Origin of the sequence: Pseudomonas sp. MF6776 (assembly GCF_016613125.1) — a bacterium.
Classification (GTDB): Bacteria; Pseudomonadota; Gammaproteobacteria; order Pseudomonadales; family Pseudomonadaceae; genus Aquipseudomonas; species Aquipseudomonas iridis.
Map to the genome: position 1 here is coordinate 355189 of NZ_JAENSQ010000004.1, position 12244 is coordinate 367432.

General features: G+C 57.9%; 7 protein-coding genes. 1 reads left to right on the forward strand and 6 read right to left on the reverse strand.

The window, feature by feature from the left end:
• Positions 1-28 precede the first annotated feature (28 nt).
• Positions 29-5089 carry an NEL-type E3 ubiquitin ligase domain-containing protein gene (locus JJD74_RS07000; protein WP_200612479.1) on the forward strand — a complete coding sequence of 1687 codons (5061 nt, stop codon included), beginning with the start codon at positions 29-31 and terminating at the stop codon, positions 5087-5089.
• Between the two features lie 73 nt (positions 5090-5162).
• On the opposite strand, the gene JJD74_RS07005 is transcribed toward JJD74_RS07000, so the two are convergent.
• The 6 genes from JJD74_RS07005 to JJD74_RS07030 all read right to left on the reverse strand — a co-directional run bounded on the left by JJD74_RS07005 (position 5163) and on the right by JJD74_RS07030 (position 12145).
• Positions 5163-6422, reverse strand: a complete 1260-nt coding sequence (locus JJD74_RS07005; RefSeq protein WP_200612481.1) for a hypothetical protein — start codon at positions 6420-6422, stop codon at positions 5163-5165.
• A 112-nt stretch (positions 6423-6534) separates the two neighbouring features.
• Positions 6535-7023, reverse strand: coding sequence for a CS1 type fimbrial major subunit (locus JJD74_RS07010; protein WP_200612484.1), 489 nt, complete (start codon positions 7021-7023; stop codon positions 6535-6537).
• 25 nt (positions 7024-7048) lie between these two features.
• On the reverse strand, positions 7049-7789 hold the full coding sequence (locus JJD74_RS07015; RefSeq protein ID WP_200612497.1) for a molecular chaperone: 741 nt from the start codon (positions 7787-7789) through the stop codon (positions 7049-7051).
• Between the two features lie 51 nt (positions 7790-7840).
• A complete protein-coding gene (locus JJD74_RS07020) occupies positions 7841-9082 on the reverse strand; it encodes a hypothetical protein (RefSeq protein ID WP_234451668.1) in 1242 nt (413 codons plus the stop codon).
• A 20-nt stretch (positions 9083-9102) separates the two neighbouring features.
• Positions 9103-11625 carry a TcfC E-set like domain-containing protein gene (locus tag JJD74_RS07025; protein WP_200612499.1) on the reverse strand — a complete coding sequence of 841 codons (2523 nt, stop codon included), beginning with the start codon at positions 11623-11625 and terminating at the stop codon, positions 9103-9105.
• A gap of 106 nt (positions 11626-11731) precedes the next feature.
• Positions 11732-12145, reverse strand: a complete 414-nt coding sequence (locus JJD74_RS07030; RefSeq protein WP_200612501.1) for a CS1 type fimbrial major subunit — start codon at positions 12143-12145, stop codon at positions 11732-11734.
• Between the last annotated feature and the right edge of the window lie 99 nt (positions 12146-12244).

Genomic DNA, 12244 nt, shown 5'->3' on the forward strand with positions numbered 1-12244 from the left:
CATCCTCAAACAATCAAGGATGATTGCCATGCCTGATACTTCCAAACCTGACCAGAACAAAGGTCGGCACTACGATTTCATACGCTCTACCCTGCACGAAAATATCAAAACCGCGAGCCTCGGCCGGGGCAAGGCACTGGCGAGCACTGCACTGAAAATCGAGCCCTGGTACAACACCGCGCCCGCCGCCCGACACGCCCAATTGAAAACCGCCAACCTCAAGGCCTGGGGCTCTCAGAACAAGGTCGACAAGCTGTTCGAAAAACTGCAGGACGTGCGGACATTCGCGGCGCCTCTGCTCCAGGCGAAGCTCCAGGAACAATACGCAGTCACCCATGACGTCAGGACAACCTTCCTGCACCTGTACATCCCCAAGGAAGGACCTTGGTACACGATCGATACCCTGGGCGGTGTCACGACTCGAATCGTATCCCTGCTGGACGCCGCGTTGCACAACTTCGCCGCCAACGAAACGGTGCTTGCCGATTCGCAATACATCAGCCAGCCCGACGAGCGCGGGCATTTCGATATATTGCCGATCAAGGCAAAGATGACCATCAGCCAGTTCCAGACGCTGTGCAGGGAACTGGACATCGGCAAACTGTACAACCAACACCTGCAAAGCTACCTGCTGCCCAGCGAACCAGTGGCCGTCGCCGCCATGAAGTACAAGGTGACGCAAAGTCTGAAGGATGCATTAAGCGCCGCCGCCGAATTGGCATTGACCACCGGCGACATCCAGCTCGATGCCTACAGGCTGATCAACGCGCTGGCAAAAGGCGCCCCTCTGCCGCTGCTCAATGGCCAACGCATGCAGTGCCGTGATCTTTCCATAATGGAGACACGTCTGACCGGTGTTCTGCTGCTGATTCCTGCCGTGAGAGACAGCCGAGGCATCCGCCAGCTTATTGCCTATGTCCCCCATGATCCGGAGCATCCGCTGAAGGAGTACACATCACTCAATGCCTTCATGACTGAGCTGACGCGGCAACTGCGTGAAAACAAAACCGGCGCTGCCTCGCAGCTCAGTTATCGCCAGTTCTTCAGCCAGTTTGTAGACCATCAACAGCGCGGGCACTTCTTCGCCGACCTCGAACAACGCCTCAGCCACGTGGTCTGGCACGAAAAGGTTGATCCGACAGACTCGCACCCGGTATGGCGTACAGAAGACGAGCCCAATGCGCACCTGAGGTTCGAGCACCTGCCACTGCCCCGCGATTACTGGACACATGCCTATCAGCAAAAACTCAACAAGATTCTCAACGACGCCAAGGTCATCGCCGTGTCCACCGCCGACACGGACACCAGGGCGCGCTGGGCCTGGTGGGACAACTTCAAGAAAATCGTATCGGACATTTTCAACGTAGCCTTGCTGATAGCGACACCCTTCGTGCCGGGCCTGGGCGAATTGATGATGGCTTACACGGTTTATCAACTGACCTATGACGTGATCGAAGGCATTGTCGATCTTGCTGAAGGCCTGGGCCTTGAGGCGGCCGAGCACGTAGTCAGCGTGGTGACGGATGTCATTCAACTGGTGGCATTTGCAGCCGGGGCCGAGATTGCGGGCGCGTTCAAGTTCAAGCTATCGCCACTGATCGAGGGCATGAAGCCCGTAAAGCTACCCGATGGCCGTGACACCCTCTGGCACCCGGACCACGCCCCCTATGAACAGCGAACAATCGATCTGCCGAAGGACGCCAAGCCCGACGCAACAGGCGTGCACGCGTACGAAGGCAAGGAGATTCTGCGCACTCAGGACAAACACTACGAACTCGCGCGCGACGCACAAAGCGGCACGATTCGCTTGAAACACCCTGATCGCACTGAAGCCTATCAACCGCAAGTCACGCTCAATGGCGCCGGTGCCTACGTGCTCGAAGGTGAGCAACCGCGAACCTGGGACGACGCCACGTTATTGCGTCGCATTGGCCCTGCCGTGGCGGATCTGAGCGATGCCCAGCTCGAAACCGCGCGCAGGATCAGCGGCACCGACCCCGCTGAATTGCGCGGCATGTATGTCGAGAACCTGCGCCCTCCCACGCTGCTGACCGATACGATAAAGCGCCTTGATATTGATTCGGACATCCGGTCGTTCATCGACTACCTGCGCAGCGACGACCCGCTGGTCTATGCAAAAGCCGACCCCGTGACGCAACTTCAGATACTCACCGCTCATGGCATGTGGCCCGAAAAAGCCTCGATGCGGATTATTGACGTTACCCACAAAACGATCTGGGAGCACACAGGCAAAGAGGCTTCGGCAGGTCAAAAGCTGATTGTTCAACTCCAGGACCGGCAATTGTTCAATGGCGAACTGTTGAAGATCGTGATGCAGACACTGGATGAAAACGGTACGTCGATCATTCTCGATGTCCCGGCAGATATCCTTCCGGCATCGCTGGACGCGCGCGTTCGCGCTTTGCGCAAACGCATCGTCGCCGTGACTGAGAACGGCCGCGGCAAATTGTTCAACGAGGATTACGCCAGCCGTGAAGTATTCGAGAATAAAGAACTGGCGCCACTGATCCGCGCTGCATTTCCCGACATTCCGGCCCAAGGCATCGACAATCTCCTGGCCACCGCCACCCGCGCCGAACGGGCGATCATGGTCGCAGAGAGTCGCCTCCCCCTGCGCCTCAAACGCATCGCCCGCGAGCTGCAACTGGAAACGCGAACCGCACGGGCGTATGAAGGTTTTTACAGAAAATCGCTGACCAGCGTCGATACCGAACGCCTGACGCTCAATGCGCTGCGCCTTTACAGCAATACACTGGAAGGCGTGCGCATCGAGCTGCGTAACGCCCGTTTCGATGGCGAACTGACTTGCCAGGTGGGCCCGGAGGATGCCGCCACCGTGCGGATTCTGGTCAAGGGCAGCAACGGCCTTTATGAAGTTCACGACGCCCAAGGCACGCCGTTGTATGGGCCGACTGATCTGTATCAAAGCGTTTTGCAGGCGCTGCCTGACGAGCAATTGAAAACGCTGGGGTTGCGCCGCAGCGAAGGGAACCTGTTCAAACATTGGGTCATCACGCAGACCGCAACGCCAGCCGAACGGCGGGTCATCCTTGATGATCGAGGGCGCGTGCCTGAATGCCCACGGGAGGACTTACTGTTGCTCCGAGGGCCCAAACAGTCCAAAAATGACACGAACCTCACTTCGCGAGTAGAGGATCTGTATCCCCATTTCAACCAGCGAGAGGTCAGGCAGTTTGTCCAGTCGCTGAATACCCGGGGCGACCCGATTGCCACACTCATACAGTTGGAAACAGAGCTCGACGACCTGCGTGTACTCCTTCGCAGGTGGCAATGGGACCAACCGGATTACCCGATATCAGACCCACGCAATTTCGTCGGCGGTGGCGGGCAACACATCGCTGACCAACTGATCGATTGTTTCAAACGCAAAGCAAAGTTCCTCGACAAACGCAGCGCCCACCTGGACGAGGGATATACGCTGGACCTGTCGACCGACTTGTTCCCGAGCGATCTTGTACGGTGGTGGAAAAAACTGCCGGAACTGGGCAAGTACCTTGAACAGATCACCGCGCTGAATATTGATAACTCCCGCTTCAACGTCGACACCCAAGGCCTGCTGAAAGACTTTAAGCAGTTGCGTCATCTGAGTGCCAGAAAATGTCAGTTGACTCGATTGCCAGAGGGAATTGGCAACATGCATATGCTCGAGACACTGCGCCTGAGTGACAACCTGATTGAACTGACCGTCGCCGACGTCGAGCGTCTGCGCAACCTGACGCGCCTGGAAAGCTTGCGGCTCGACGGTAATCCGTTGGGTCGCGCGGTAAATGTCGAGCGCATGCCACGCTTGAAAGTATTGAGCCTGAACAACACCGGCATCGATGGCTGGCCGGAGGGGATTTTCAAAAAGCGCCGGCCCAGAGGTTTCTTTCTGGACATGCAGAGAAACCCCATCAGTCGAATCCCGGAGGTGACCGCAGGTTCCGATCACGCGCTGCTCATTGCCCGTACACGCCTTGATGCCGAGGATCTGTCTGAAGCCAATCGGCTGGCTTATCACGAGTATCGAAGATCGGTCGGCATCGATCCCCAGCACTACTACAGCAATCTGGCCGAGCAGGATCTGGCGCTCTGGCGTCTGTCTGGCATGACATTCTGGGGCACGAGCGAGTCCGGGCGCGGGACCTTCAGGCTCGAAGCCTGGCACGACCTGGCGACAGAACCCGATTCCCTGGGGTTCTTTCAGGTCATCGAAAAACAGCTGGATTCTGCCGACTACCGAAACGGTGGTGACGCTCGCATGCAACTCACCGATCGCGTCTGGCGCATGATCGACGCCGCTTATCTGGATCCCAAAACACGCAATGAACTGTTCACCGAATCTACGGCGCCGACGACCTGCGCCAATGCCGGCGCGCAGATGTTCAACAACATGGGGATCAAGGTACTGGCCTCAGAGGCGTATTCGTATTCGACATCTCAGGCAGAACTGGAAGGCAAGCTGGTGACACTGGCAAGAGGCGCGGCGCGCCTTGAGCAAGTCAACGAAGTCGCCCGTGCCGACATGGCCAGCCGCGCAGGCCGACCGGATGAAGTGGAGGTGCATCTAGCCTATGAAACCGGCCTGGCCGAGCGCCTGGAGCTGCCTTGGCAGTCTCAGGGCAGGCGTTGGTCAGAGGTCGCCGGCGTCGATCAGAAGGCCATTGATCAAGCGTATGACACGGTTGTTGCGCTGGAAGAGGGCGACGGTCTGGTGAACAACATGCTCGAGCAGATTTTCTGGATGGAATACTTGCGCGACACTTACCCGGGCCAATTCGCAAACAACGCAAGGATCTACGAAAGCAAAGCCGAGCAACTGGACGCGTTGCGTTCAGCGCAACAAGCCTGGGCCGATGGCGAAGATTTGCCCGAAGCGCGACAAGCAGCGCTGAGGGAAGCATTGCGAAATCTGGCCCGACAGCTATCGGTGCCCGACTCTACGGTGTTTACCGGTGAAGCCATGACCGACGCGGTGTACGAACGGCTGTACACCGACATCGGCAATGAGGAGCAGGAGCTGGGCAGACGATTGACCCGCACAGCGATGGCCAACGCTGGGATCTGAAACAGCATCCGCAGCCGCTCTTCGGGTATGGCGACGATTGTCGTCATACTCGCGGCTCGCCCCACGGCAAGGCTCAGACCTGTGAATCCCAAATGACGGTGACGTTGCCTGAGTATTGGCGCGCGGTCCCCTGCTTGATCATCTCCTCAACGTGATCACGCGGCACTTCGAAATGCAGCGTACCCGGTTTGCGGTCTACGTAAATACCGGGCTGGAACAGCTCGGTACCGACACCATCGCGAAGCAATGGACGACGATTGACCGGCTGGTTCGACGCGTCGGTCAATCCACTCGGCAGCGTGACGCTGACTTCGAGCGGCACGACATGACCGGCATTTGGCTCCCAGAGTGCGCAGTTGTTACCGCTGGGGTACTGGCATTCCAGGTTCATCTTGAAGCGCGAAGAAGCCGACAGGTTGAAGGTTTGATCGCGGAACAATCGCGTCGGTCTGCGCCCCTGATTCAGCCAGGCTTGCCAGCCACCCTGGGGCAGCAACTCGACCCGGTTCCCGCCTGGCGGGACTTCAACTTTAAGGGTGTGTTGCACCGACAAATTGAAGTTGAAGGTGTAGAGGTTGTCGTCAGGAATCATGACATCACCGAAGTCGAAATCTTGTCCCGGCCCCATGGTATAGGTGATGGAGCCGGTGTAGTTGCCGGTGGACATGGTTAACGGATTGGGCGTTCTGAGCTCGTATGCGTATTCCAGGTGGCTATACCAAAATTTGGGAATCTCAGTGCCAGGTGCCAACCCGCACGCGCCGGCATTTTCAGGAACGAGCCAGAAGAACAGCACCATAGTACTGCTCGCTGCGATGTACCTGGTCCCAACACAAGGAGCAACCCCGTCAAGCCACCGCCGATTCCAGGCAATTTGTGGAGGTCCTGGCAAGGTCCACGCAGAAACCCCCGGCGGATGGGGCAAATCCCACCGGTGGCCAATGCCGGCAATACGCACCTCGACGGTTTCCACCTCGCCGGTTATTTGGTGGGTAACAGCTAACGGCCGCCATTGAGACGGAACCTTGAACATCGCAGCGTTTCTCAGATCGGCGCCGGGCAGAATGGGCCCGATCGATGTAGCGCGAAAAGCCGTATCACGAATCGTGAAGATGTTAAGCGCCTTGCATTGCGCCGGAATATGTCCCTCGCACACCCCGGATATGGGTGTGTCGTTGCGAAACTTGTTCATTTGCGGGTTTGCCGCATCGGGTCGAAACGACGCGTCGATATTTTGCGTAAGCGCCTGTGCCGGCAGGCTCAGTGACGCAGATAACGTAATGCCCGCAACCAGACGCTTTAGAGCATCGTTGAATCGGCGACTGCTTTTCATTTTGACGATCCTTGTGGCGAGACCTGAGCCGAACGACGCCCGCACAGCTGACAATTACCCAACCAACGGCCCGGATGTCGGCCAGCGCAGTGATGCCTTCCCGGTTGAACGTTCAAGGCGCCAGCGCTTCAAAAATCATGTGCACGCTGCCGTAGTAACTGCCTGGCCGGTAAGCATCCACCGGTAACGCCGCGGCTATTTCCAGACCCACCCGCTGGCCTGCCTGGCCATCGAGTTCAGTGATTACGGGCTCGGCAACGAGGCTCAGGCGTTTGCGGTTGAACGTGACGGTCAACGGGATGTTGTCCGTGTCCCTGCCATTACTCAGATAGGGCTCGGTACTCATGCGCGCCGTAATGCCGCCATTGATGTTTTTCACATCGAAGTTCTTGCGCAGCGGGGTGAACTTCCCCGATACCGGATTGAACGGCAGCGCCTGCTCCTGATGAATCCAGTCGGGCTCGGAGGGGATTACATAAAACTCCGCGCTGGGGATACTCACCGAGACTTCGAACGTTTCACGTTCGGTGATTGCATTCACAATGCCGCTCATGGGTAACAGCAGCCCCAGTGAAAGGGCTGCGCGTGTGGGGTTTGACATCTTCATCACCTTTTACGTCCGGGCATCAGCCCTTGACCTCGATCGGTTTGCTCGACTTGCCCTCGATCAACATGAAGTTGTATTCACGGCCGCTTTGTTTATCGAACTTGAAGGACCGGCCTGGCAATACGTGATGTTTCGTGGTCGGTTGGCAGTCGCGTTCATTTTTGGCCGAACAGTTTCTGAACTCGTCGACCACCACCGTACTGTTGCCACTGTTGTGCACTTCATAACGGGTCGCTTCGTTGCTGATCACGCTGTTGAACCGAGTCTCCCTGGGCCTCACGAAGAACACCGTGCCGTAGCCGGCCAACACGTTGACGCCTGCCGACAGGCCTTTTTTGTATTCATCGCGCTCCTCTTCGGCCACCGCAAATTCATCTTCTTTTTCCGGCACCACCGGAACGAATCGCACGCGGAAATAACGTTCCTGTTCCCGTTCGCCCATGAACACCAGACGACTGCCCTGCATGCCATTGGCCGGGACGATCAGTCGCGCGGGGCTGGCCATCAAGCCATCACGGGCATTGGCTTCGGTCTGATTCACCAGCGGAATTTCCCGCGCGGTGCCGTCGGCGTCGTAAACAATTTCGAGAATGTTGATCTTGACGAACGCCGTGGCGTCGCCGCTGTTGAAAACCCGCTTCAGGTAGGTGCTCTTGTCACCGTCGAGGTAGTCGTAGACCACGCCGACATTGATCGCGGGCCCGGCGTGGGAGATAAGCGGTAGCCAGCCTGCGAGTAGCAGCGCCAGTCGATAATTCATGGTTTCAGCCTCTGGATGTAGAACGATGAACGAAACACGCACACAGGGTGCTCAGACTTGCGAATCCCAGATCACGGTGACATCGCCGGTGTAGGTTTTCCCCTCACCGGTAAGCATTTGCTCGACCGCTTCACGGCCGACTTCGAAATGCAGCGTTGCCGGTTTGCGATCAACGTAATAGGCCGGCTCAAAAAGCTCGGTGCCTGTACCGTCGCGCAATAATGGACGTCGATTGACTGGCTGCCCGCCGGCATCGATCATTCCGGCCGGCAGGGTGACGGCAATGTTCAGCGGCACGGCATCTCCGGAAACCGGATCGCGGATCAGGCACGTATTGCTCCCGTCGCCGTACTGGCATTCGAGCTGCATCTTGAAACGGCTGGAACTCGAGATACTGAATGTCTGGTCGCGGAACAGACGTTCAGGGCGGCGATTGCGCTGCAGCCAGGCCTGCCAGCCGCCCTGCGGCAACAGTTCCACACGATTGCCGCCTGGCGGAACTTCGACTTTAAGGGCGTGTTGCACATCCAGATTGAAGTTAAAGGTCAACAGGTTATCGTTGGGAATCATGATGTCGCCAAAGTCGAAGTCCTGACCCGGCCCCAACGTGTAGCTGAGCGATCCGGTGTACTGCCCTGTAGCCATGCGCAAGGGATTGGGGGTTCTCAGTTCATAGGCGTACTCGAAGTTCGCATAGTTAAGGCTGGGGATCTCAACCGGTGCGGTCAAGGCGCAGGCCCCCGCCCCTTCAGGCACGATCCAGAACCACAGGCGAAGCGTTGAACCCGCCGCATACATTCCGGTGTGCCCGCAAGGCGCAGGTGGAAACGTCCAGTTAGGCGCACTGGGGCCCCACGCATTAACACTTGGGGGATCGGGAATATTAAAGCGGTTACCGATCCCTGAAATGCGCATTTCGACGGTTGCGGGCTCGCCCTTGTCTGAAATCACCTCAAAGCTTCGCCACTGCGAAGGCACTTTGAACATCGCGCCTTTGCGTATATCCGGGACCGGCAGCACCGGCATCGGGCCATTTGAGCGAAAGTTGATATCCCACGTTCGAATGCTGAAAATGCCCAGCGCTTCGCAGCGCGCCGGCATATGCCCCGGACAGACGCCGCTTTGCGGGGTGGTATTAACAAATTTGTTCACCAGCGGATTATTCGGATCAGGCTTGAACACGGCCGTGATTTCCTGCGTAGCCGCAGCAGCGGGTAGTGCGACAAGCCATAGCGATACGGCGGCTGAAAAGAGCCCGCCCATCACTCTGCTCGATTGATTTTTCATGTGCATCAGTCGCTTCCTGAAAGGGTTCAACCTGCCGTCGTCGGGGCAGGCGTGGCATCGGCCAACGTATCCGGCGTGCAACGCAGATCCCCGATCATCAGCACATCGTTTTCACTGCGCGCATTCGCCGTGTCGAGGCGGAACTGGCACAGCAACTGTTCACCGGAGCGCACTTCGAGGGTCGGTGAACCGGCGTTCATTTCCATCGAGAAGAAGCCGTCCACTTCGCTGACACCGCGACTGGCGTGGTTGATGATGTGATGGCCCTTGAGCGGCTTGCCTTGCGGATCGAGCAAACGCCCGAGCACGGTCAGGGTTCTGCTCACGGTGATCTTGCGATACCCCACCCCGCCTTTGTTCATGTGATAGCGGGCGCGCTGCGGTTGAATGCTGGCGGACGGCACGTGGTTGCCTTCGAAATCGAAGCTCACCGAGCTGTTTTTGTAGGCGGTCAGTGACACGTAATTGCGCCCCGGACGCAGGGTTGTGCTGCCGCCACTGAGGTCGTCGGCGCGCAGGGCGATGTCGTCGAGGTCGGTTTCGACGTCGATGATCATCCCGGCACCGCCACTGGCGTGCTGGCTGGTCATGACGATCTTGTCTGCGCCCACGGCCACGGTGCTGTCGAGGTTGAGACCGCCGGTGTAATTGCCGTTATATGAAGAGCGCTGAATGAACGCATCGCCATTGAATGCCTCGGTGCTAAAACTGCCGAGGCCTGACACGCCGACGCCATAGGTGTCAGCGAGCGCCGTGACCGAGACGTTTTGCAGTACGTGGTTTTGCAGAGTTTTGTTGTAGGTCAGTGATGCATTGTTGTCGCGGCCACCCTCGCGGGCAGTGCGCGTACCGATGCTGCCCGACCACTGTTCGCCCTTGGCGCCCAGGGCCAGGCTGACGCTCAAATCGACTCCGCGATTGCGCGCCTGCCCGCTGCTGAAACTGGCGGGGCGATCGAACACCGAGAAACGCCAACTGGCATCGCTGCCGAGCAACAGGCTGCGTTGCGTCCAGCCCAGATCGATACCGACGCCTTCGACATTGCCCTCGCTATGGGAAACCCGGCCATTGAGCGATTGCTTGCTGTTGAGTCGATGGTTGATCGCCAGCGAAGTGTTGGCGGTCTGGCCGATATACACGTTGCGTTGGCGAACCCGCGTACCGTCCGGCAAGGTCTCATAAAGATTGGTCGTGTCCAGCCAGCTGCGGTTGTGCGTGGCGAACAGGTTGCCCGAGCCATAATTGTAGATGCCTTGCAGATCCATTCCGGTGCCGTGGTCTTCGGTCTGGTAAACGTTGGCGTACAGGCTGGTGTTATTGGCCAACGTCCAGTCAATCGATGAAGCCAACTGCTGCTTGCCCTGCAGTTGCCGCGCCGAGAGACCGACGATCACCCGCGGGTGCAGCAGATAATTCAGCGCTGCGCCGGCCGTCATGTCGCCACGAGACTGCTCGTCCCAGTTGCTCAACAGCTTGCTTTCCTGGCCGGCGAACAGGCTGTAGCGCCAGCGCTCTTCGTGATTGCGCCAGTTGCTGGGTTTGTACACCAGATCCTGGGTGGTTGAGGTGATCTGACCGTCTTCGATCAGCCGCACTTCGACTTCGTAAATGCCCCCGGGCAGCGCCCGGGTGTCGAGGGTTTGCAGGCCGGCACTGACCGCTTGTGTGTTGATCAACAGACCGTTGCGATAGATTTCCACCGATGCCTGGCGGTTGGCCGTGACGTAGATCGGATAAACGCTGGGCGTTGGATTTTTGATCGCCAGACTGTCGGAGCTGCCAAACATCACGCCCGCCGCCGTATCGGGGCTGGCGCCAAATGAACGCAACTGCCGCGTCAGGCCTTCGGAGCTGGGGGTGAAATAGCCCAGGCGTAAAAAATTGCCCTGCAATTCACGCTGGCCGTACAGCTCGTGCATCGCGTGATAGAGCTTGTCGTCAGGTCCGCCCAGGCGCGCCACTTGCAGGTTGACGCGTTGCGTCCAGTTGCCGAGGCTGCTGCTCGCCTCGAGGCCATAGCGACCGCCGAGGTCTTGCTCCTGACCGCCGTTGAGGTTCAGTTGATTACGCAGGATCAACCCGGTGCTGCCCTTTTCGGGGAGAGCGTAATAGCGTAGAGCGTCACTGCCGCGCTCAGCATTTTCGGTAGCGATCGAAACCAGCGAATTCTGCAGGTTGTAATGCACCGCCAGTACCTGGTCGGGGCAACTGCCCTGACAGGCGCCCAGGCTTACCCCCTGCTTCAAAAAACTACCCAATACATCCCGTTCACTGGCAGGGATCTGGCTGTCGCCGGTGTCGGTAAATTCCAGCAGAGTGACACGATCATCCTTGCTTAACACGACCATCGCCTCACCGAGAAATTGTTGATCACGCTCAACCCGAACAGCTAATGGCACATCGAAGAAGTGTTCTTCGAATTCCGCCGGCAACCCCTTGGCCTGAGCGAGCAGACTGCGCGGCGTGTTAGCGTTATTAGTGGGCGCGGCCAAGGCACTGGCACATAAAAAAAGTGCGAGCGCTGCCGCGATGGGCGTCATCGGGAACATGGTCTTTAATACTCGAGTTACTTGATGAGCTGGCGTCCACTGATCATCAAAGATGACCAGTGGGCCAAGACTATTGAATAAGTATTTTGTTATTCAAAAAGTTGTTTCACGGCTTCAACACAGGCTCGAATACCACAGCGAAGCTACCCGAGTAGTTACCCGATTGAGTAGCCGTTGGCGTGGCAGCCTTGATGACCATTTCCCGCTGCACGCCAGGTACGGAATCAGTTTCGTTAACGATTTCGGTGGAGACGCTGGTCAGTTCCACGCCACCGACCTTGACGGTCAGCGGGATGCTGTCGCGACCGTTATACAGCGCAGCAGTGCCGTCGAGCACGGCATTGATCGCGCCCTTGTTATCGGTGTGCTTCATGTTGAAAATTTCAGTGATGGGGCTCAGTTCACCGCTGCCCAGCTGGTTCATGGTTTCATCAACACCGAAGCCCGGCGTCTGAGGGGCCACATTGAACAGCGAAGTCGGCACGAATGCCTTGGCGGTTGCAGGAGCTGAGTGCAACACGGTTATTGAATTGAAGCCGGAGCATCATGCCGCATTGCCATGGAGTTTTGCATGACCTCTCCCATCACCTCGATGGGGCATTTGAAGTCGAAGCGCTTG

Coding starts and splice junctions, on each gene's coding strand:
- JJD74_RS07000 (WP_200612479.1), top strand. CDS start 29: ATGCCTGATACTTCCAAACCTGACCAGAACAAAGGTCGGCACTACGAT.
- JJD74_RS07005 (WP_200612481.1), bottom strand. CDS start 6,422: ATGAAAAGCAGTCGCCGATTCAACGATGCTCTAAAGCGTCTGGTTGCG.
- JJD74_RS07010 (WP_200612484.1), bottom strand. CDS start 7,023: ATGTCAAACCCCACACGCGCAGCCCTTTCACTGGGGCTGCTGTTACCC.
- JJD74_RS07015 (WP_200612497.1), bottom strand. CDS start 7,789: ATGAATTATCGACTGGCGCTGCTACTCGCAGGCTGGCTACCGCTTATC.
- JJD74_RS07020 (WP_234451668.1), bottom strand. CDS start 9,082: ATGCACATGAAAAATCAATCGAGCAGAGTGATGGGCGGGCTCTTTTCA.
- JJD74_RS07025 (WP_200612499.1), bottom strand. CDS start 11,625: ATGTTCCCGATGACGCCCATCGCGGCAGCGCTCGCACTTTTTTTATGT.